Origin of the sequence: Allobosea sp. WAO (assembly GCF_001509835.1) — a bacterium.
Lineage (GTDB): Bacteria > Pseudomonadota > Alphaproteobacteria > Rhizobiales > Beijerinckiaceae > Allobosea.
Map to the genome: position 1 here is coordinate 497,703 of NZ_JXTJ01000003.1, position 19,457 is coordinate 517,159.

Sequence of the window (19,457 nt, forward strand, 5' to 3'; positions counted from 1 at the left end):
ACGCGGCTTGGCAAGGCGCGTCACCAGGTTTCCGGCGGCAGGCGCTGGCTGGAGTGTCTGTGCCGCCTCGTCGCGTCCTCAGTCCTTGTCGACCGAATAGGCTCCGGCGCCGGCAGCGAGGAGCACGAGGAAGCCGCCGGCGATGCCGAGGTTCTTCATGAACAGCAACTGCTGCATCGGCGCGGCCCAGTTCATGTGGAACAGCACCGAGGCGGCGATGGTGAAGCCAAACAGGGCGAGCGCTGCGAGGCGGGTCTTGTAGCCGACGACGATCATCAGCCCGCCGATCAATTCGACGATGATGACGAGCGGCAGCAGGATGCCGGGGACGCCGGCCGAGGCCATATATTGTTGGGTTCCGGAATAGCCCGAGATCTTGGACCAGCCGCCCATGACGAACATCAGGGCGAGGAGGATGCGGCCGACGAGCTTGGCGGCGTCTGAAAGCGCTGGGTTGTTCAGCATGGCTTGGCCTCGGCAAGGATCGGGGCGCGGCAGGATGCCGCACCTGTGCCGATCTAGGGCCTACAACCAAAGTCGACGCAAGCGCATGGCCGCACATGCCTGTGCAAAGTCGGCTCGTCTACGCCGCGGCCCGCTTGATCGCCTGCTCGGAAGAACGCGCCTCGCCGATCGCTTCGGCAATCGAGGCACGAACCGCCTCCCAGCTCAGCGAGAACACGTGGAAGCCTTGATCGGAGATGCGCTCCTCCGAGAAATCTTTCATCACCCGCTGGATCAGGAGATTGAGGTCGGCGCGGCATTTGTGCAGCGTCGCCAGATCATCCGCCTCCTGTGCCCGCGAGGCGATCTCGATCAGCTTGTCGTTGTAGGCGCTGACCCTGACCTTGCGGCGATTGCGGATCTGCAGCCGCAGCATCATCACGCCGGAATAGGCGATGGTCAGCATCGAGATCATGAAGGTGATCTCGTCGCGATATCGTACCAAAAGGAATGGTCTGGCTCCATCGTAATACGCTTTCGCACCGGCATGGATCGCCAGCGACGGGCCGTTCTGCGCCGGCCTCGCTATTCCTGCCGCGAGCGGCGTTCGGAAGGCGAGGCGCAGCTGCTCGTCGAACAGGATGCGGGTCAGCTCCTCGACCGCCGCGTCCGGCACCTTGGCGCCGGCAACGAGATTGATCCCGATCGCCAGCGTCGGCGTGTCCTGCTCCGGGACCGGAGGGTATCCCTGATAGGTCCCCTGGCTGATGATGCTTTCGCTGACGTAGGGCTTCACCAGCCGAATCGCCGAAGCCTGCTCGACCGGCACGAAAAACAGCCCGTCGCCGCGTTGCTGCAGGCGTCGCATGACCTCGACCGTGGCCGGATCGCGCAGCGCCCTGACAAAAGCGATCGCATCGATCTCGCCGCGCTCCAGCGCTGCGAAATTGTCGTTGACCGGTCCGGCGGTGATCTTGATCTCGGCCAGCGGCAGGTCGTGATGCTGCGCGAGCGCGAAGAAGTTCTGGTTGCCCGATGTGCCTTCCGGCGGCAGCGCAAGGCGCTTTCCGGCGAGGTCCCGCAGGCTCCTGATGCCGGACGAGCGGCGCGCGATCATCTGGAAGTGCTCGCGCGCTACGATCGCTACGGCCCTGACGGTCGGTGCGGTCATGATGTCGGCCTGGACTGAGGCGAGGGCGGCCTTGCCTTCGGCAACCAGGCGCGCGTTCGTCGCCGAGCCGTCCGTGTGCACGACTTCGAGACGGATGGTCTTCGACTGGCTTGCGACGAGGTCGCGGACCTCGCCCATCAGCTGATCGACATTGCCGCCCTTGCCGCCGACAGCCACCGACAGGACAGTCGGCGGAATGTCCCGGAAGGCGTACCAGCCGCTGGCTACTGCCGCCGCCACCGCCAGGAAACCGACCACGGCGTAGACGCCGACAGCCACGGCAGATCGCCGAACCATTGAAGATCTCCGTTCCGCCGGTCGTGCGGGTGTGGCCTCGTGGTCGCGCGCGATGGCAAGAGCCAGTCCGATTCATGCGATTCGGATAGTCGTGCGATGCCGATAGTTGGGAGAACCCTGCGGCAACTGACAAGATTACGTGGAGCGATATCGCCAAGATGTCGTGTCGTGTGACGAAAAAGGCCCGGCTTGCGCCGGGCCTTCCGTAGTGGTCGAACTTGAGAGACTGGGCTTCTTGATCAGAAGTCCATGCCGCCCATGCCGCCGCCGCCCATCGGGGGCATCGGGGCGTCCTTCTTCGGCAGCTCGGCGATCATCGCCTCGGTGGTGATCAGCAGGCCGGCGATCGAAGCCGCGTCCTGGATCGCCGTGCGCACGACCTTGGTCGGGTCGATGATGCCGGCCTTGACCATGTCGCCGAACTCGCCGGTCTGGGCGTTGTAGCCGTAGGCGTAGTCCTTCGACTCCAGCAGCTTGCCGACCACGACCGCGCCGTCATCGCCGGCGTTGTCGACGATCTGCTTGGCCGGAGCGGTGATCGCCTTGCGGACGATCTCGACGCCGGTCTTCTGGTCGTCGTTCTGGGTCTTGATCGACTTGACCGAGGACAGCGCGCGCAGGAGCGCAACGCCACCGCCGGGGAGAATGCCTTCTTCCACCGCAGCGCGGGTGGCGTTCAGAGCATCGTCAACGCGGTCCTTCTTCTCCTTGACCTCGACCTCGGTCGCGCCGCCGACGCGGATGACCGCGACGCCGCCGGCGAGCTTGGCCAGACGCTCCTGGAGCTTCTCACGGTCGTAGTCCGAAGAGGTCTCTTCGATCTGGGCCTTGATCTGAGCGACGCGGGCCTCGATGTCCTTCTTCTTGCCGGCGCCGTCGATGATCGTGGTGTTCTCCTTCTCGATGCGCACCTTCTTGGCGCGGCCGAGCATGTTGAGCGTCACGGTCTCGAGCTTGATGCCGAGGTCTTCCGAGATCATCTGGCCGGCGGTCAGGATCGAGATGTCCTCGAGCATGGCCTTACGGCGATCACCGAAGCCCGGAGCCTTGACGGCCGCGACCTTCAGGCCGCCACGGAGCTTGTTGACGACGAGCGTGGCCAGGGCCTCGCCCTCGACGTCCTCGGCGATGATCAGGAGCGGCTTGCCGGTCTGAACGACGGCCTCGAGGATCGGCAGCATCGCCTGCAGCGACGACAGCTTCTTCTCGAAGACGAGGATGTAGGGGTCCTCGAGCTCGGCGACCATCTTCTCGGCATTGGTGATGAAGTACGGCGAGAGATAGCCACGGTCGAACTGCATGCCCTCGACGACGTCGAGCTCGGTCTCGGCGGTCTTGGCTTCCTCGACGGTGATGACACCCTCGTTGCCGACCTTCTGCATGGCGGTCGAGATCATCTTGCCGACCGACTCGTCGCCGTTCGCCGAGATGGTGCCGACCTGCGCGACTTCCGCGTTCGAGGTGACCTTCTTGGAGTTCTTCTTCAGGTCCGAAACGATCGCCTCGACGGCGAGGTCGATGCCGCGCTTCAGGTCCATCGGGTTCATGCCGGCGGCGACCGCCTTGGTGCCCTCGCGGACGATGGCGGCGGCGAGCACGGTCGCGGTGGTGGTGCCGTCACCGGCGGCGTCGTTCTGCTTCGAGGCCACTTCGCGCACCATCTGGGCGCCCATGTTCTCGAACTTGTCGGCGAGCTCGACTTCCTTGGCGACGGTGACGCCGTCCTTGGTGATGCGCGGGGCGCCGAACGACTTCTCGATCACGACGTTGCGGCCCTTCGGGCCGAGCGTCACCTTGACGGCGTTGGCGAGGATTTCGACGCCGCGCAGCATGCGGTCGCGGGCATCGGTGGAGAACTTGACGTCTTTGGCAGCCATTTGACTACTCCGGATTGAGGATTTGAAGGGTCGTCAGGCTGATCAGCCGATGACGCCCATAATGTCGGATTCCTTCATGATCAGGAGATCCTGGCCGTCGATCTTGACCTCGGTGCCGGACCACTTGCCGAAGAGGACGCGATCGCCCTTCTTGACATCGAGCGCGACCAGCTTGCCGGCGTCGTCGCGGGCGCCGGGGCCCACGGACACGACCTCGCCCTCCTGGGGCTTTTCCTTGGCGGTGTCGGGGATGATGATGCCGCCCTTGGTCTTCTCTTCGCTATCAAGGCGACGGACCACAACGCGGTCATGCAGCGGACGGAACTTCATGGTTCTGTCTTCCTCTCGGTCAAATTCTGGGCGGGCTCTGGCGCTAGGCTGGCCCGTTATGGGTGCCTGTTAGCAGTCTCCTAACGTGAGTGCTAACGAGCACGGCGGAGATAGGCGTGCCCCTTTCCCGAGTCAAGGAAGCCTCCGTGCAAAAGGTGAATGCGTCGCTCATGCCTGCGGACCCGTGCGTTCGTGCCGCATGCCGGAGCGGCAGGCGGTGCGCCGAAAACGTGATCGTTTCTATGAGCTTAGAGTTTCTTCGCCCGCTAAAATCCGGTTCCCACTTTTCCGCGTAATGAACTATCCTGCCGTAATGACCACACCCAAGCCCGACCCGCGCCTCGACGAGATCGCCCGCTCCTGTGTCGTCCTGCATGTGCGGATGACGGCGCGCGCGGTCACCCGGGCCTATGACGAGGCGATGCGGCCGAGCGGCCTCAAGATCACCCAGTTCGTGCTGCTTTCGGCGCTCTCAACCGGCGCCTGGCGCTCGGTGACGGAGCTGGCCGACCGCTTTGCCCTGGAGCGCACCTCGTTGACCCGCAACCTGCAATTGCTGGCGGCGGAACAGTTGATCGAGCCGGTCGACTGCAAGGGCCGGGCGCTGGTCTATGCCGTCACCGACAAGGGCCGCGCCGCCATCGAGGCGGCGATCCCCTATTGGCGCGCGGCGCAGGACCGGATCGAGGGCGGGCTCGGTCGCGAGCGCTGGGGCGAGACCCGCGATGCCCTGAAGGCGGTCCGGCGTGCCGCCCGGCAGACCGTCTGATCGAGAGAGGCTGGCAAGGGAGATGCCGGGCAGGGCTTCGCTCTGCCCGTGGCGAAGCTCGCGCCAACGCTTGACCGGGCTGCAGCTTCCTTTCTATCGTGTATCTACACTAAATTGATAGAGGCCTTGCCCATGTCCCGCAGCGTCGGTGTCGTCAGCCGTGATGTCCTGCTCGCGGAGGACGGGGTTTCCTTCCTGCGCGGCATTCTGGAGGGGCGCCATCCCGGGCCGCCCTTCGCCGATGCGATGGATTTCGATCTCGCCGAGGTCGAGGAGGGCAGGGTGGTCTTCGTCGGAAAGCCCTCGCCGCGCTTCTTCAATCCGCTCGGCACGATTCATGGCGGCTGGACCGCGACGATCCTCGATTCCGCCATGGCCTGCGCCGCCCATTCGACGCTGAAGGTCGGCGAGGGCTACACGACGCTCGAGATGAAGCTCAACTATGTCCGCCCGGTGATGCCCGAAAGCGGCGAGGTTCGCTGCGAGGGCAGGCTGATCCATCGCGGCGGCACGATCGCGACCACCGAAGGGCGGCTGCTCGATGGTCGCGGCAAATTGCTGGCGCATGGCACGGAGACCTGCATGATCTTCGGTGCAAAGGCAGGAGGCGGGCGCTGAACAGCTCCGCGCACCTGTCTGAGAACAGAAGCGGATCGGGATGTTCGCGCCATTTGCCGACGCGGCTGTGGAGGCCAGGTTCCGGGCGCTGTCGGAGCCGCTTAAGTTACCCATGCTGCGCCTGCGCCAGACGATCCTCGACGTCGCAACCAGCAATCGTGAGATCGGCCCGCTGACGGAAACGCTGAAATGGGGCGAGCCCGCTTGGTTGCCGCAGCACCCGAGAATTGGGACGACCGTGCGGGCCGGCGCGCTGAAAGGCTCTTCGACGCACTACGCGCTCTACGTTCATTGCCAGACGAGTCTGATCGAGACGTTCAGGCGCCATTACCCCGAGCGGTTCAGCTATGACGACAACCGGGCGCTGATCTTCGACATCGGGAGCGAGCTACCCGCCGAGCCGCTGGCGCATTGCATAGCGCTCGCGCTGACCTATCACCGCTGGGCAAAGCGTTAGCGCCGCTCAGGCGCCGCGATAGGCGGTGGGGCTCGCGCCCATCACCCGCTTGAAGCGGCGGTTGAAGGTCGAAAGGTCGCCGAAGCCGCAATCGAAGGCGATCTCGGCGACCGGCAGGTCGCTTCGACGCAGCGCGACGGCGGCGCGGTGCAGGCGGGTGCGCAGCAGATATTGATGCGTTCCAATCTGCATTTCTGCTTCACGGCGCCGACACATGCCAGCGCCGACACATGCCAGCGTCGATGCATTCCACGCCGCAGCGTTGGCTGCGGGCGGCTCGGAAATGGTGCGCCCGGCCTGCGCGAGGCCTATGGGCCGGGCTATTATGCCGCATTCGTCGTCGATCCCGACGGCTACCGGCTGGAAGCCTATTGCGGATAGGCGCAGCTGCGATGATCGGGAGGGGCGGTGTGATCCGACGCCGCCGATCGACTGCTACATGATGTGCAGACGCCTATCCCGCAGATAGTCGGGCGATCTCGGAGCGTCGGTGATCTGACATGACTCTGCGTCTTGCGTGGATATAGACGGGTCGCTCCTGTCGATGAATCTGTTTCGTTCTAGAAGTAAGTGATCGAGTTATTGGACGTTTAAAGAATTTTAAATCTTGCTCTATTTGAGTAAATTTAGCTGGCTACCGCAATTTTAGCTTTGCAGAACGGAAGTGTATACATCGAATCGGCGGCAGTTTTATCTACCGTTAACTGCGGATGGCGCATTCTTGGGCAGTGTGTAACGCGCGCCGCTCACGATCCAATGCGCGCCGGAGTAAAGACGTCGATGTTCCTAAACCGATCGCTCAGGACAATTTTCGTCGGGCTGGCAGGGGTTTATGCCCTGCTTCTCGTCGCCATCGGTGCCACCTGGTATGGCGAGCAGCGTGCGGCGAAAGCCGTTGCCGAAGCCTACCGGCAGGAACATGCCTCCTATCTCCTGGCCGACGAGTTTCGTCAGAGCTCCGACGAGTTGACGCGTCTCGCGCGCACTTTCGCGATCACCGGCGACCGGCGCTATGAGGCGCAGTATCTCGAGGTTGCCGCCATGCGCGCCGGCGAGAAGGCGCGCCCGGTCGCACCGCATCGCATCTACTGGGACCTCGTTCTCGACAACAGCCAGCGTCCGCGTGGTCCCGGCGAGACCAAGGCCTTGCTGACCGCGATGAAGGAGGCCGGCTTCACCGCCGCCGAGTTCGCCAAGCTCGATCAGGCCCAGGAGCGGTCAGACGGTCTCGTCGCGCTCGAAACCCGGGCGATGCACGCGGTGAAGGGGCTGTTCGAAGGAACCTACGGCAAGTTCACGGTCCAGGGCGAGCCTGACTTCAAGTTCGCCCGCGATCTCTTGCATTCGGCCGATTATCATCGCTTCAAGGCCGAGATCATGAAGCCGGTCGATGAGTTCTTCCAGCTCGTCGAGGCCCGCACGCGGCGCTCCATCGAGGATTCAAACGCCCAGATGGGCAGGCTCGAACTTGTCCTCAACGCGCTCCTCGGCACACTCGTGCTGCTGCTGATCGGCTCGGCCGTGCTGATCGTCAGGCGCGTCACCCAGCCGCTCGCCGCGGTGAAGACCAGCATCGAGGGGCTCTCCGCCGGTGTCCTGGAAACGCCGATCCCGGCGGCGAAGCATGATGACGAGGTCGGCGCCGTCAGCTCCGCCCTGCTGGTCTTCCGCGACAAGCTCGTCCAGATCCGCGAGCTTGAGCGCAAGGAGCGCGCCGAGGCGGAGAAGCGCGTCGCCCGCGCCGAGGCTATGTCCCGCGTCGTCGCCGATGTCGGCGAAGTCGTGACCGCCGCCGCCGCCGGCGACTTCTCTGCCCGCCTTCAGGTCGAGGACGCCGACGAGCAGATCCAGAAGCTCGTCGCCGGCATCAACGAGATCAACGCCGTCGTCGATACCGCGACCACCGAATTTGCCGCCGTCCTGCATCAGGTCGCTGGCGGGGACCTGACGCAAGGTGTTGAGACCGCCTATCGCGGCCGCTTCGCCGATCTCAAGACCGCGATCAACGACACGGTGCGCCGCCTTTCCGAGACGGTGAGCACGATCCAGGCGACGTCCTCCGATGTCGGTCTCGCCGCGCGCGAGATCCATATGGGCGCGGACGATCTTTCGAAGCGTACGGAGGAACAGGCCTCCTCGCTCGAGGAAACGGCCGCGACGACCGAGGAGCTCGCGGCTTCGGTCAAGGCGTCCGCCGAAGCTTCGCGCCAGGCTGCGGCCACTGCCGAGGAGGCCATGCGTACGGCCGAGAGCGGTGGCCTGATCGCCGAGCAGGCGGTCGAGGCCATGGCCCGGATCGAAACGGCTTCGAAGAAGATCTCCGACATCACCCGCGTGATCGACGACATCGCCTTCCAGACCAATCTCCTGGCGCTGAATGCTGCCGTCGAGGCGGCGCGCGCCGGCGATGCCGGCAGGGGCTTTGCCGTCGTCGCCTCGGAGGTCCGGACCCTGGCGCAGCGCTCGGGCGAGGCGGCCAAGGACATCTCCGAGCTGATCTCCTCGTCCAACGCCCAGGTCAGCGATGGCGTCAGGCTGGTTCGCCAGGCCGGCGAGGCGCTGACCCACATCCTCGAAGCGTCGCAGAACGTCGCTGCCACCATCTCCGAGATCTCGACGGCCTCCGGCGAGCAGGCTAGCGGCATCGAGGAGATGAGCCAGGCGGTGGCGCATCTCGACGGGATGACCCAGCAGAACGCTGCGTTGTCCGAAGAGAGCGCAGCTTCCGCCAACTCGCTGTCGAACCGCATCGGCCAGCTCAACGAGTTGGTCGCGGCCTTCCGCACCAGCCGCGATCCGGCTCCCGGAAGCTGGGCGGCACCTGTCGTTGGCGCAGCAACGCCTGCGCAGGGATTGCAGCGCCTGCGGGAACTCGCCGCAGCCGCGGCGGCTTACGATGAGAAGCCCGCCGCTGCGAGGGCCACGAAGGTGCCGCGCAAGATCGCGGTGGGTGCCCACAGCGTCGCCGGGTTCGAGGAGTTCTGAGAGACCGGGCACCGGCGGGTTGCGATCACCTGCCGGTGCTCAATGCTCGGGCGGCAGCTCATGCGCCGCCCAGACGGCCCGCGGGACGGGCTCTCCGACCTGGAACTGGAAGCCTGCGACCTTGGTGCCGCCGGCCGCCAGTTCGCAGCGATAGCTGAGATTGTACCATTGCCTGCGGCTGCGGAAGGCGGCGCCTCCCGCCTGCAGAGCGTTCCCAGCCAATCTGGCCCGGCTCATGGCGTAGGCGACGACCCGGTCCGGCTCGAGATCCGCCTTCCAGGCATGGATCTGGCTCATCGCCTCGAGATTGCAGAGCTGCTCGATACGCTCGCTGCCCTCGAGTTGCGCCAATGCCTGCCGGGCTTGCCGGCTGCGCGGATTGGCCAGAACGCCTTCCGAGAACAGTTTTTGTGCCGTGATCATCGCTGGCGTCTTCGGCGCGGGAGCCGGCAGGGTCTCCGGCTCGACGGGTGGCGTTGGCGCGGTAGGGGCGGGCGGTTCATTGTCAGGCGGTGCCGCTGACTGGGGCGGCGCCGCGACAGCCGGGGTCGGTTGCGCCGCCTGGGCCGCCGATGGTGCGATCTCGTCCGGCGCGACGAGATCGACCGAAATGCCCTCTTCCGGTGGCGAGGGCAGACTTTCGAAGCGGGAAAGTGTCAGAAGCGCTGCGAGCAGGGCGAAGTGGAAGCAAAGCGATGCGGTGATGCCGCCTAGGCCGGTTGCGTTTCGCTGGCGGCCCGCGTCCCGCATGCCTCAGCGCCAGCTCGCGGAAGAGGTGTCGGCGACGGGGATCATTGTCACTGGCGCCGTCCGATCTGCTTGGCTCGGGGCAGAAGGCCCAGCAAGCCGGCGATTTTGCGGCCGGACCTAGCGCCGGCTGACGGCGAGGGCACCGGCGACGATCAGCAAGGCCCCGGCATAGGTCGTGAGCGGCGGCACTTCGGAGAAGACGAGCCAGCCGAGCAGGCTCGCCCAGATCAGGGCCGTGTACTCGATCGGTGCTAGCCGCGACGCGGGGGCCCGGGCAAAGGCCGAGGTGAGGAAGAGATGGCCGCCGACGCCGAGCGCGCCGGCAAGCAAGTAGGCCGCCAGATCCCGAGCGCTCATCGGCACGAAGTAGAGCCAGGCCGGGATGACGAGGCAGAGCGCCGGCCCGGCGTTCTGGAACAGCACGATGATCGCCGGATGCTCCTTCAGCGCGATCCTGCGCAGGAGGATCAGGTTGAAGGCGTAGGACACAGCCGAGAACAGCGCGGCGGCGACGCCGAGCTCGGCGCCTGTGACGCCGCCCTGCAGTCGTGGCCAGACCATCACCAGCATGCCGGCGATGCCGAAGCCGAGCGCCTGGAGGATGCGCCCGTCGAGCCGTTCCTTGAGGATCAGGGCACCGAGCAGCGCGACGAAGACCGGCGCCAGGAAGGAGAGCGTCAGCGCCTCCGCCAGTGGCAGCGTCGACACCGAGTAGAAGAAGCTGCCGGCGGTCATCACCACGACGGGGATGCGCAGGCTGTTGCCGATCACGCTCGCCCGCGTCGGCGCCGCCGGACGCAGGAACGCGACGACGGCGAGCGCACACACACCGCCCATCGCGAAGCGCATGAACAGCGCCACGATGAAGGGGTGTTGCTGCATCTGCGCCTTGATCACCACATCCATCAGCGTCAGCAGGGCGATGCCGAAGATGGCGCGCAGCGCAGTGCCGGGCGTCATGTCCTGATGTCGGCCAGCGGCTTGCGGAAATGGTATTCCCAGGTCGCCGAGATGTCGGCGAGATAGCGCTCGCCCGGCCAGCGCCGGAAACCGAGCTTCTCGTAGAAGCGATGGCCACGGGCGAAGCGGGTGTCCGACCACAGCATCATCTCGGCGCTACCACACTCCTGGGCGAAGGCGAGGGTGCGTGCGAACAGCGCCTGCGCCAGCCCGGCCCCGCGAAACTGCGGATCGACATAGACCTTGGTCAGTTCGACGGCGTCCTGCCCTGGGACAGGCGCGACACCGATAGAGCCGACGATGCGCCCGCCATCGCTCTCCGCCACCCAGAGCCGCCCGCCTTTTGCTGCGAAATGGCTGGCTGGTCGCCGGAGTTCCGGGAACTCGGACCAGTCGAAGAGGCAGCCGGGATACTCGGCGAAGCTCGCGGCGACGAGCGCGGCGAGCAGTTCGGAATCGGCGTCGGTGGCGTCACGAAGCGGCGGAAGGCTCATGTTCAATGCGCTTAGGGCCAATCGCGTCGGCTGCAAAGATGGCGTGCCCGCTCGCCCGCCATGCTCCTATCGCAGCAATGCCAGTGCCGCGTCGGCCGTCAGCTTCAGCGCCGCCGCGGCGAGCAGCAGATAGCAGGCGAAGAACAGCCGCTTCTGGTCGAGCCGGTCATGCAGCCAGCGCCCCAGCCAGACGCCGAGCGGTGCCGCCGGTGCGAGGGCGAGCGCGCCCCAGAGCAGGCCGGGCTGCTTTAGCGCCAGCGAAAGATAGGGCGGCAGCTTGAGCAGGTTGCCGAGCATGAAGATCGCGATGGTGGTGCCGACAAAGCTGGTCTTGGAGAGGCCGCGAGCCAGCAGATACATCGCGACCGGCGGTCCCCCGGCGTGGGCGACGAAGGTGGTGAAGCCCGACGCCGCGCCGGCGCCGAGGGCGAGCACCGGCGAAACCGGCAAGGTTCCGGGCGGTGCGAGGCGTCCGCGCAGAAACCAGTGCGCGGTGAAACTCAGCGTGGTCAGGCCGATGATCAGGGTGACGATTCGGGCGTCGACCATCAGGAAGATCGCGTAGCCGATGCCTATGCCGGTAACGAGGCCGGGCATCAGCCAGGCGAGATCGGGCTTCGACCAGGTGGCGACGCCGAAGGCGCGGATCGCGAACAGGTCCATTCCGGCGACCAGCAATGCGACGATGATCGCGCCCTGGAGCGGCTCGACGACGAGCGCGAGCAGCGGCACGCCGAGAATGGCGAGGCCGCCGCCGAAAGCGCCCTTGCCGATGGCGATCAGCAGCGTCGTTGCCCAGCCGACGAGGTAGAACAGCGGATCGGTCGGCATCAGGCCTCGTCATCCTCACGCCGGCCGACGCAGCCCGCGGATGCGGCTTTGGCTTGGAAAGCGCGCCAAATCAATGTCTTGAGCCTGTCCCGGCCGCAAAAGTGGTTTCCACTTTGGCGGAACATGCTCTAGGCGGGAAGGGCGCGCCGCTGCGCATCCGGCGTTGAGTCGGCTCAGCCCCTGGCGATGGCGTCATGACCGTTCTTCTGCCCTTCGTGATCAATTCCGGGCTGAACTTCGCTCTCGGCCTGCTGATCGCCTATTTTCTCGGGCCGGCCGAGTTCGGGCGCTACGCCATCGGGGCGGCGCTGATCGTGCTGCTCAACACCGCGCTGCTCGACTGGATCCGGCTGTCGGCCGTCCGCTTCTATTCGCTGAAGACGCGCGAGACCCAGCCCGAAATCCGCGCGACGCTCGACGTTCTGGCGGCCGGGATGACCATCGCGCTATCCGGCCTGCTGGTCGCGGCCTTCGTCGTCGGGATCGACTTCAAACTGCCGGCGATGCTGGTTGCGGCCTCGGTTGCGGGCGGCATCTGCGCCGGCCTGTTCGACTATCATGGCGCCATCGCGCGTGCCCGCTTCCTCGATGCCGCCTATGCAAGGCTGATCATTGTCAAGAACGTGCTGGCGCTGCTTCTGATGGTCGGCGGCGCCTGGTGGATGCGCGATGCCACCATCGTGATGTTCGGCGGCGTGATCAGCGTCATGGCCGCCCTGCTGGCGGTGCGCCGGCAACTGGCCGATGCGCCGCTCGCCTGGTCGGCGGCACGGCGCGACCTCGCCTGGAGCTTTGCGGTTTACGCGCTGCCACTGGTCGGGGCGAACGCGATCTACTCGCTGATCCCGCTGCTCAACCGCTCGCTGCTCGCCGATGCCTATGGCTTCGCCGAGGCCGGCTATTTCTCGCTCGCCGCCGATATGGGGCTGCGCCTGTTCGGGACGCTGGGCGCGACGCTCGAGATCGTACTGCTGCGCGAGATCCTCAGGCTCGACGAGACCAAGGGCCGGCGGGCGGCGCAGAAGCGCATCGCCGCCAACCTTATCATCGTGCTGATGGTGGCGCTGCCGGTGGCGGTCGGGCTTTTTCTGGTGTTGCCGGCTTTCGAGAAACTGCTCGTCCCCGCGAATTTCCACGGCCACTTCTCGGCCTATATGGTGCTGCTGCTGCCGGGTTTCCTGGCGCTGACGATCTTCGTCGCCGGGCTCTATCCGGTCTTCCTGCTCGGCAAGCGCACCGGCATGGCGACGCTCGCTGCCGCTTTCGGGCTCGCGGTGAATCTCGCCATCGTCTTCGGCTCTGCCGCGGTGCTGGGGCCGGAGCGCTTCGCACTCGGCCAGGCGGTCGGCTTCGTCGTCGTGCTCGCGATCACCGGCTGGGCGGCGCTGCGCGCATTGCCGGTCTGGCCGCCCGGACGCGACATCGGGCTCACCCTCGTTGCCGCCGCCGTCATGGCGGCCTTCGTCTGGCCGCTCTCCGGGCGCTTCCCGCCGGCACTCGAACTGCTCATGCAGGGGGTAATTGGCGCGCTGGTCTATGGCGGGCTGGTGCTGGCTTTCGACATCGCCCGCTGCCGCACATTGCTGAAGCTCTGGCTCGTCACGCGCAAGATGCGCCGCGCGGTGGCGAAAGGCGGCATCGAGGGCTGAACGGCAGCAAGATTTGATTCACCGCGTTCCCTTGGCGATCGCTAAGGTTAATATGGGGAATTGCCTGCTTTTACCGGCATTCCGGTGCGTCAGAGGCAACAATTCACCATTCGTTGCAAGGCCTTGGCCAGGCTCCTTCGGACATTGTGTCGAGAGAGTTGCGTCATGCGTTCGATCCGTCTCGTTTCCCTCGCCTTGGTCGGAGGGGTGGTCCACAGCGCCGGCCAGGCCCAGGCACAGACCTATTGGCGCCCGGCCGATCCGACGGTGGCGGCGGCCCGGGGCGGCGGCAATTATGGCGGTGGCTTCATCGAGATGATGATGACCGGCCGCGACCCGACCGAGTACGGCAGGGGCGGGGCGGTCTACAACCGGCCGGCGCGCGGCGCCTATGGTCAGCAGCCGACCCGCCGGCTTTCCGACTACGAGCCGGCCGTGCCCGTCTATGGCGATCCGCTCGAGCCGCGCCAAGAACGCCAGGAGCGCCGCAGCGCCGCCCTCGGCCAGCCCATGCCCGCCGAGCGGCCGATCGAGCGCGTCGTCGATCCGCGCTTCCAGAAGCAGGAAGTCGCCTATGACGGCCCGCACAAGCCCGGCACCATCATAATCGACACGCCGCGCCGCTTCCTCTTCCTGGTCCAGCCCGGTGGGCGCGCCCTGCGCTACGGCATTGGCGTCGGCCGTCCCGGCTTCTCCTGGGCCGGCATGAAGACGGTCAGTCGCAAGGCGGAATGGCCGAGTTGGACGCCGCCGGCCGAGATGCTCAAGCGCCGCCCCGACCTGCCGCGCTTCATGAATGGCGGGCCGGACAACCCGATGGGCGCGCGCGCGCTCTATCTCGGCTCCTCGCTCTACCGGATCCACGGCACCAACGAACCGAACACCATCGGCCAGGCGGTCTCCTCCGGCTGCATCAGGATGACCAATGACGACGTGGTCGACCTCTACGGGCGGGTCCGCGTCGGCGCCAAGGTGTTGGTGATCTGAGGCCGGCGGTTCTCGAAAGCCGCGTCTGCTGATTGCGGGCGCGGCGCGCCGGGGATTAGCCTGAGCAGCCAGCGAGCCTCCTCCGCTGGGGGCGCTGAATGCAACATTTGCCATCGAGCTGATGCCGGACATGGGACAGATCAGGCGCAGGCGACGCTGGTGGCGCGTTCTGGCGGCTTCGTTGGCCGGCTACCTGCTGCTCGCCTATCTGCTGCTGCCGCTGCTGTGGCGCCATTATGAGCGCGAGCCCGGCCTTGCCACGCTGCCCATGGTGACGCGCACTGCGAGCGGCATTCCGGGCGACGCGCTCAATGTCGGCTTCGTCGGTACCAAGGAAGATGGTCTGCGCGCGATGCATGCGGCGGGCTGGTACCCGGCCGACCCGATCACCTTGCGCACGAGCCTCGAGATCGTCGGCAGCGTGGTGCTCGATCGGCCGTATCGCGATGCGCCCGTCAGCCCGCTCTATTATCAGGGGAAGAAGGAAGAGCTCGCCTTCGAGAAGCCCGCCGGCACCAGCGCGGATCGCCGGCACCATGTGCGCTTCTGGATGGTCCTCGAGAAGGGGAGCGACGGGCGGCCTGTCTGGCTCGGCTCGATTACTTTCGACCGCGGCGTCGGCTTCAGCCATGATACCGGACAGGTGACGCACCACATCGCGCCCGACATTGACGCCGAGCGCGACCTGCTGATGCAGGATCTCGGCAAGGCCGGCATGGTCCAGAACGTCTTCCAGATCTCCGGGGTGGGCCCGACACTGTTCGGCCGCAATGGCGAAGGCGATCCCTATTACACCGATGGCGAGATCCACATCGCCACCCTGGTAGCTGACGGCGTGAGGCGCGCCGAGCCGCCTGCGGCTATCCCCGCGCCGCCGCTCATCGCGCTGAAGGACCAGATCTGGCACGGCGTCGGCGATGCATTAGGGAATTGAGCGCGGCCTTCTGCTCGAAGAATAGCGGTCGGATTTCGACCATTGCGGCCATTGCGGGTTCGAGAGCTCAAGCAGAAAGCGGACATTGAGCAACCAATGGGGTGTGCAAATTAGAAGATCTCGCGGCCAGCCGTCGGGCGTCTTCTAATCAGCCAGCCAGCGAAACGTCCGGCGCAGGAACGCCTGCCCGTCATTGGAGATCAGCGGGCCATGGGCAATGACCACCTTGTCCGTGGGCCATGTCAGAACGCGCTGGAGAGACTGGCGAGCGGCACGGCGGTCCGTGAAGGCGACCCGAAATTTGCGTGGCACCGCCGGCTCCTCCGCGACCATCAGGTCTAGCCGGGCAACGAGGGCCCGCCACCCCCTGAACCATCCGCGCGGAAACTGCTGAATAAGATCGGTGAAGATCGCCGTTCTGCTCTCACGGTGGAAGAAAACAACCTCTGTGGTGATCCGGTTGCCCCACATGATCGCGTGGTCGATCTCCCCCGCCCATTCCGCAACCGGGCCATCACTGAATATGGCGTCGAACCTGATATCCGTGCGTTTCTCTGGCAGGCTTGGCGGCGCGTAGACCTTGGCGTCAGGATATGCCCGCTGCCAATCCCCAAGGAATGTGTGGTGCAGGGAGTTGGGTGCAACCAGATACCGCACCGTCCCCAAGGCCCCGACCTCGGCGCGAAGATTATCCGAGAGCGCGGTCGGCGACCAAAGAACCAGATCACCATTGGTCAACCTGATGACGGCCATTCGCGTTGGATAGTGAAATCCGGCCGCCGCCTCTACCATCGGCCCCTCCGCGATCCAGATGTTCGGACCGAACGCCTTCAACACGTGGGGCTCCTGATAAATATTTACATCGGTATAAATTTATACAATTGTATAAGTATGGCAACCCCCAAACGAACCGAGCGATCCCGGCTCCTCATCCTCGATGCGGCCAACGCGGCGTTTCGGGAAATGGGGTTTCCTGCTACCTCGGTTGAGGCAATCGCAAACCGTGCCGGCCTGACCCGGAAGACGGTCTACAACCTGTTCGCCTCGAAAGACGAAATCGCCTCGCAGCTCATAGCCCGCGTGGAAGCAAATGATGCGCCCTACCGCGATCGCATGAAGGCGGGAGAAGGCGTGCTTCATTTGCTCGAAGGTGTCCTCCTCGACAGCGCGTATTGGTGCCTGGCGAATCCTTCGCTTGCAAAGCTGGCGCTCGCTCCTGCCGAAAGGCCAGCCCTCGAGCCGCCTCCCGACCGGCCATCGTTCCAGCGGCTTGTCAGGGACATCCTGGTGCTCGGCCAGAGCCAAGGGGTCATTCGCAGGGATGATGACCCCAATTTCATGGCGCTCGTCCTGCTTGGCATCTATGGGCAAGCGATGCTTTCAGTTCTCGCCGGACGGCGCTTCGCCGAGGACGAGATCAGACGCCTCATCCGTATCGTGGTTGAAGGCATTGGCGAGCGTTCATCGCAGTAAGCCGCGTTGCCGTGCCTATCTCGATATCGGCCGGAACCGACATCGAGTGGCAGCTTTGCACGCCGCCAGCCCAAAAGTTGTCTGTTCGGCCCCCATCCCGAGCATTCGCCGCATCGGCCGTCCGGGCGCGTCAGCACAATAGAAAAGACCCGCCCGTTGCCGGGCGGGCCTCTCCGTTTCATCTAACGGCTACGAAGCCACGGCTCACGCCCACTCGTCGTCGCCGAAGCCGCTCGAGCCGTCGTCATAGCCCTCGTTGCTGGCGTTCTGGTAGCTCGGCTCCTGGTAGCTGTGACCGGGATCCTCATAGGACTGGTTCGAGGCCGGCTGTGCATTCTCAGCCGTGGCGGTCTCGTTCTGCTGCGTCGCGTTGGCCTCAGCCGGCTTCGCCTCCGATGCTGCGGGCTTGCTGCCACCGAAGGCGTTCATCAGCATGTTGCCGGCGACCATGCCGCCGGCGACGCCGGCCGCCGTCGTCAGCGCGCTCGCCATGAAGCCGCCGCGCGCCGGCGCTTGAGCCTGCTGGTTCTGCCAGGGGCCGGGAGCAGGCGCGGCCGCCATGCCCTGCTGGCCCGGCTGGGCGCCCCAGGGCGGCGAGGCCGGCATCGGGGAGGCGGGCTGCGGCGCGGCGCGCTGCGGGAAGGATGGCACGGAGCCGCTGCGGGCCGGCTGGCTCGCGCCGCCGCCGAAGATCCCGGACAGGAAGCCGCCCGACTGTGCCGGCGCGGGGGCTGCGGCCGGCTGGCGGCGCAGTTCCTCGACCTCGGCCTGAAGCTGCTGGGCCTGGGCCTGCAGGTTGGCGAGGGCCTGTTCCTGGACATAGATCGACTGCGCCATCGCATAGGCGGCGTAGGGCTGTTCGCGCAGCCGCTCGGCGATGAAGTTCTCAGCCTCGGGGTCGCGGGGCTGATTGGCCGCCTGGCGCAGGCGGTCGAAAATCCCGGCGATCACGTCGCGTTCCTGCGGCGTCATCGTCATCTCCTCTCGTGTTGGGCAGGGCGGTTGCCCTGCCATGCGAGAGGTGGTGGAGCCCTATGACGTTATCAAGGCGACCCCGGGGAATTTTCGGCTCAGGCGTTGCCGATATTGACGTAGTCGAAGCCGCGCTCGCGCATCTCACTGGAGCGGTAGACATTGCGCAGATCGACCACAACCGGCTGCCGCAAGGCCGCCTTGACGCGCTCCAGATCAAGCGCGCGGAAGGCGTTCCATTCGGTGACGATCACCAGCGCATCGGCGCCTTCGAGGCAGGAATAGGCGTCGGGTGCGTATTCGATCTCGGGCAGGAGCGGACGGGCGCTCTCCATGCTTTCCGGGTCAAAGGCGACGACGTGCGCTCCGGCATCGATCAGCGCCGTGATGATGGCGAGCGAGGGCGCTTCGCGCATGTCGTCGGTGTTCGGCTTGAAGGCGAGGCCGAGCACGGCGATGCGCTTGCCACGCACCGAGCCGCCGCAGGCGGCGACGACCTTGCGGGCCATGGCGCGCTTGCGCTGGTCGTTGACCGCGACGACGGTCTCGACGATGCGCAGCGGGCTTTCCATGTCCTGCGCCGTCTTGATCAGCGCCAGCGTGTCCTTCGGGAAGCAGGAGCCGCCATAGCCGGGGCCGGCATGCAGGAACTTCGACCCGATGCGATTGTCGAGGCCGATGCCGCGCGCGACTTCCTGCACATTGGCGCCGACCCGCTCGCACAGATCCGCCATCTCGTTGATGAAGGTGATCTTGGTCGCAAGGAACGCGTTGCCGGCGTATTTGATCAGCTCGGAGGTTCGCCGCGCGGTGAACAGCAGCGGCGCGGCATTGAGATAGAGCGGCCGGTAGAGTTCTTCCATCACCTTGCGGGCGCGCTCGTCCTCGGTCCCGATCACGATCCGGTCCGGACGCTTGAAATCGGCGATCGCGGCACCTTCGCGCAGGAATTCCGGGTTCGAGACCACTGCGAAATCGGCATCCGGCCGGGCGTCGCGCATGATCCGCTCGACCTCGTCGCCGGTCCCGACCGGCACGGTCGATTTGGTGACGATGACCGTGAAGCCTTCGATCGCGGCGACGACGTCGCGCGCCGCCTGATGGACGTAAGATAGGTCGGCATGGCCGTCGCCGCGGCGCGAGGGCGTCCCGACAGCGATGAAGACGGCCTCGGCACCGCGCACCGAGGCCGCAAGCTCGGTGGTGAAGGAGAGCCGGCCGGCGCGGACATTGCTCGCGACGAGATCGTCGAGGCCCGGCTCGAAGATCGGGATCTCGCCGCGATTGAGCGCCGCGATCTTCCCGGCGTCCATGTCGACGCAGATCACCTCATGGCCGAAATCGGCGAAGCATGCTCCCGAAACCAGGCCGACATAGCCCGAACCGATCATCGTCACGCGCATGCGGCGCACACTCACCCTGTTGACCGGCAGGCCCGCCGGCTGGCGCAGCCCCTATA

At 65.8% G+C, this 19,457-nt stretch carries 19 protein-coding genes and 2 pseudogenes; 9 read left to right on the top strand and 12 right to left on the bottom strand.

All coding sequences use genetic code 11. The annotated features are described in order from the left end of the window. Positions 1 to 78: 78 nt before the first annotated feature. From DK26_RS03910 to groES, 4 genes are all read right to left on the bottom strand, one after another. Entirely contained in the window at positions 79 to 465 is a 387-nt protein-coding gene (locus tag DK26_RS03910; RefSeq protein ID WP_066468468.1) for a DoxX family protein, read from the bottom strand. Positions 466 to 583: 118 nt separating this feature from the next. Then, complete coding sequence (locus tag DK26_RS03915; RefSeq protein ID WP_083532943.1) at positions 584 to 1,912, bottom strand: TAXI family TRAP transporter solute-binding subunit; 1,329 nt, start codon at positions 1,910 to 1,912, stop codon at positions 584 to 586. Positions 1,913 to 2,151: 239 nt separating this feature from the next. Further along, on the bottom strand, positions 2,152 to 3,789 hold the full coding sequence (gene groL / locus DK26_RS03920; protein WP_066468471.1) for a chaperonin GroEL: 1,638 nt from the start codon (positions 3,787 to 3,789) through the stop codon (positions 2,152 to 2,154). A 42-nt stretch (positions 3,790 to 3,831) separates the two neighbouring features. After that, positions 3,832 to 4,119 carry a co-chaperone GroES gene (gene groES / locus DK26_RS03925; protein WP_066468473.1) on the bottom strand — a complete coding sequence of 96 codons (288 nt, stop codon included), beginning with the start codon at positions 4,117 to 4,119 and terminating at the stop codon, positions 3,832 to 3,834. A gap of 313 nt (positions 4,120 to 4,432) precedes the next feature. On the opposite strand from groES, the gene DK26_RS03930 reads away from it, so the two are divergent. The 3 genes from DK26_RS03930 to DK26_RS03940 all read left to right on the top strand — a co-directional run bounded on the left by DK26_RS03930 (position 4,433) and on the right by DK26_RS03940 (position 5,963). Continuing rightward, positions 4,433 to 4,888 carry a MarR family winged helix-turn-helix transcriptional regulator gene (locus DK26_RS03930; RefSeq protein ID WP_066468475.1) on the top strand — a complete coding sequence of 152 codons (456 nt, stop codon included), beginning with the start codon at positions 4,433 to 4,435 and terminating at the stop codon, positions 4,886 to 4,888. Positions 4,889 to 5,020: 132 nt separating this feature from the next. Then, entirely contained in the window at positions 5,021 to 5,506 is a 486-nt protein-coding gene (locus DK26_RS03935; protein WP_066468476.1) for a PaaI family thioesterase, read from the top strand. Positions 5,507 to 5,546: 40 nt separating this feature from the next. Continuing rightward, positions 5,547 to 5,963 (top strand): DUF1801 domain-containing protein, encoded by a 417-nt coding sequence (locus tag DK26_RS03940; RefSeq protein ID WP_066468478.1) that lies wholly within the window; start codon positions 5,547 to 5,549, stop codon positions 5,961 to 5,963. Between the two features lie 6 nt (positions 5,964 to 5,969). Here DK26_RS03940 and DK26_RS03945 read toward each other — a convergent pair. Next, positions 5,970 to 6,113, bottom strand: a pseudogene (locus tag DK26_RS03945) (helix-turn-helix domain-containing protein); the annotation flags it as partial. On the opposite strand from DK26_RS03945, the pseudogene DK26_RS29575 reads away from it, so the two are divergent. Together DK26_RS29575 and DK26_RS03950 are read left to right on the top strand one after the other, a co-directional pair. Beyond that, a pseudogene (locus tag DK26_RS29575) lies at positions 6,045 to 6,344 on the top strand (hypothetical protein); the annotation flags it as partial. The pseudogenes DK26_RS03945 and DK26_RS29575 overlap by 69 nt on opposite strands. A gap of 399 nt (positions 6,345 to 6,743) precedes the next feature. Beyond that, positions 6,744 to 8,948 (top strand): methyl-accepting chemotaxis protein, encoded by a 2,205-nt coding sequence (locus DK26_RS03950; RefSeq protein WP_066468482.1) that lies wholly within the window; start codon positions 6,744 to 6,746, stop codon positions 8,946 to 8,948. 39 nt (positions 8,949 to 8,987) lie between these two features. Here DK26_RS03950 and DK26_RS03955 read toward each other — a convergent pair whose 3' ends face one another. The 4 genes from DK26_RS03955 to DK26_RS03970 all read right to left on the bottom strand — a co-directional run bounded on the left by DK26_RS03955 (position 8,988) and on the right by DK26_RS03970 (position 11,983). Next, positions 8,988 to 9,698, bottom strand: a complete 711-nt coding sequence (locus DK26_RS03955) for a DUF930 domain-containing protein (protein ID WP_066468484.1) — start codon at positions 9,696 to 9,698, stop codon at positions 8,988 to 8,990. A gap of 117 nt (positions 9,699 to 9,815) precedes the next feature. Further along, positions 9,816 to 10,658: a DMT family transporter gene (locus DK26_RS03960; RefSeq protein WP_066468486.1), complete on the bottom strand. Its 843-nt coding sequence runs from the start codon at positions 10,656 to 10,658 to the stop codon at positions 9,816 to 9,818. Then, the gene (locus tag DK26_RS03965) at positions 10,655 to 11,152 is read right to left on the bottom strand and encodes a GNAT family N-acetyltransferase (RefSeq protein WP_066468488.1); all 498 of its coding nucleotides are present in this window, start codon (positions 11,150 to 11,152) and stop codon (positions 10,655 to 10,657) included. The genes DK26_RS03960 and DK26_RS03965 overlap by 4 nt, the downstream gene beginning before the upstream one ends. 66 nt (positions 11,153 to 11,218) lie before the next feature. Continuing rightward, complete coding sequence (locus DK26_RS03970; protein WP_066468490.1) at positions 11,219 to 11,983, bottom strand: sulfite exporter TauE/SafE family protein; 765 nt, start codon at positions 11,981 to 11,983, stop codon at positions 11,219 to 11,221. A gap of 194 nt (positions 11,984 to 12,177) precedes the next feature. On the opposite strand from DK26_RS03970, the gene DK26_RS03975 reads away from it, so the two are divergent. The 3 genes from DK26_RS03975 (at position 12,178) to DK26_RS03985 (ending at position 15,553) form a co-directional block, all read left to right on the top strand. Next, positions 12,178 to 13,632, top strand: a complete 1,455-nt coding sequence (locus DK26_RS03975; protein WP_066468492.1) for a polysaccharide biosynthesis C-terminal domain-containing protein — start codon at positions 12,178 to 12,180, stop codon at positions 13,630 to 13,632. Between the two features lie 165 nt (positions 13,633 to 13,797). After that, positions 13,798 to 14,619: a L,D-transpeptidase gene (locus tag DK26_RS03980; protein ID WP_066468493.1), complete on the top strand. Its 822-nt coding sequence runs from the start codon at positions 13,798 to 13,800 to the stop codon at positions 14,617 to 14,619. Between the two features lie 130 nt (positions 14,620 to 14,749). Then, positions 14,750 to 15,553 carry an LssY C-terminal domain-containing protein gene (locus DK26_RS03985; protein ID WP_157089496.1) on the top strand — a complete coding sequence of 268 codons (804 nt, stop codon included), beginning with the start codon at positions 14,750 to 14,752 and terminating at the stop codon, positions 15,551 to 15,553. Between the two features lie 144 nt (positions 15,554 to 15,697). On the opposite strand, the gene DK26_RS03990 is transcribed toward DK26_RS03985, so the two are convergent. Continuing rightward, positions 15,698 to 16,390 carry a DUF4336 domain-containing protein gene (locus DK26_RS03990; protein ID WP_066468497.1) on the bottom strand — a complete coding sequence of 231 codons (693 nt, stop codon included), beginning with the start codon at positions 16,388 to 16,390 and terminating at the stop codon, positions 15,698 to 15,700. Between the two features lie 54 nt (positions 16,391 to 16,444). On the opposite strand from DK26_RS03990, the gene DK26_RS03995 reads away from it, so the two are divergent. Next, positions 16,445 to 17,026 (top strand): TetR/AcrR family transcriptional regulator, encoded by a 582-nt coding sequence (locus DK26_RS03995; RefSeq protein WP_066468800.1) that lies wholly within the window; start codon positions 16,445 to 16,447, stop codon positions 17,024 to 17,026. A 204-nt stretch (positions 17,027 to 17,230) separates the two neighbouring features. Here DK26_RS03995 and DK26_RS04000 read toward each other — a convergent pair whose 3' ends face one another. After that, on the bottom strand, positions 17,231 to 17,998 hold the full coding sequence (locus tag DK26_RS04000; protein ID WP_083532964.1) for a DUF2076 domain-containing protein: 768 nt from the start codon (positions 17,996 to 17,998) through the stop codon (positions 17,231 to 17,233). 98 nt (positions 17,999 to 18,096) lie between these two features. Further along, complete coding sequence (locus tag DK26_RS04005; protein WP_066468501.1) at positions 18,097 to 19,401, bottom strand: UDP-glucose/GDP-mannose dehydrogenase family protein; 1,305 nt, start codon at positions 19,399 to 19,401, stop codon at positions 18,097 to 18,099. Positions 19,402 to 19,457 lie beyond the last annotated feature (56 nt).

Bases quoted from the DNA above. Each gene is read 5' to 3' on its own strand.
- DK26_RS03930 (WP_066468475.1), top strand. From the start codon at position 4,433: ATGACCACACCCAAGCCCGACCCGCGCCTCGACGAGATCGCCCGCTCC.
- DK26_RS03975 (WP_066468492.1), top strand. From the start codon at position 12,178: ATGACCGTTCTTCTGCCCTTCGTGATCAATTCCGGGCTGAACTTCGCT.
- DK26_RS04005 (WP_066468501.1), bottom strand. From the start codon at position 19,401: ATGCGCGTGACGATGATCGGTTCGGGCTATGTCGGCCTGGTTTCGGGA.
- DK26_RS03965 (WP_066468488.1), bottom strand. From the start codon at position 11,152: ATGAGCCTTCCGCCGCTTCGTGACGCCACCGACGCCGATTCCGAACTG.
- DK26_RS03910 (WP_066468468.1), bottom strand. From the start codon at position 465: ATGCTGAACAACCCAGCGCTTTCAGACGCCGCCAAGCTCGTCGGCCGC.
- DK26_RS03960 (WP_066468486.1), bottom strand. From the start codon at position 10,658: ATGACGCCCGGCACTGCGCTGCGCGCCATCTTCGGCATCGCCCTGCTG.
- DK26_RS03950 (WP_066468482.1), top strand. From the start codon at position 6,744: ATGTTCCTAAACCGATCGCTCAGGACAATTTTCGTCGGGCTGGCAGGG.
- groL (WP_066468471.1), bottom strand. From the start codon at position 3,789: ATGGCTGCCAAAGACGTCAAGTTCTCCACCGATGCCCGCGACCGCATG.
- DK26_RS03915 (WP_083532943.1), bottom strand. From the start codon at position 1,912: ATGGTTCGGCGATCTGCCGTGGCTGTCGGCGTCTACGCCGTGGTCGGT.
- groES (WP_066468473.1), bottom strand. From the start codon at position 4,119: ATGAAGTTCCGTCCGCTGCATGACCGCGTTGTGGTCCGTCGCCTTGAT.
- DK26_RS03995 (WP_066468800.1), top strand. From the start codon at position 16,445: ATGGCAACCCCCAAACGAACCGAGCGATCCCGGCTCCTCATCCTCGAT.
- DK26_RS04000 (WP_083532964.1), bottom strand. From the start codon at position 17,998: ATGACGCCGCAGGAACGCGACGTGATCGCCGGGATTTTCGACCGCCTG.
- DK26_RS03940 (WP_066468478.1), top strand. From the start codon at position 5,547: ATGTTCGCGCCATTTGCCGACGCGGCTGTGGAGGCCAGGTTCCGGGCG.
- DK26_RS03935 (WP_066468476.1), top strand. From the start codon at position 5,021: ATGTCCCGCAGCGTCGGTGTCGTCAGCCGTGATGTCCTGCTCGCGGAG.
- DK26_RS03955 (WP_066468484.1), bottom strand. From the start codon at position 9,698: ATGCGGGACGCGGGCCGCCAGCGAAACGCAACCGGCCTAGGCGGCATC.
- DK26_RS03970 (WP_066468490.1), bottom strand. From the start codon at position 11,983: ATGCCGACCGATCCGCTGTTCTACCTCGTCGGCTGGGCAACGACGCTG.
- DK26_RS03985 (WP_157089496.1), top strand. From the start codon at position 14,750: ATGGGACAGATCAGGCGCAGGCGACGCTGGTGGCGCGTTCTGGCGGCT.
- DK26_RS03980 (WP_066468493.1), top strand. From the start codon at position 13,798: ATGCGTTCGATCCGTCTCGTTTCCCTCGCCTTGGTCGGAGGGGTGGTC.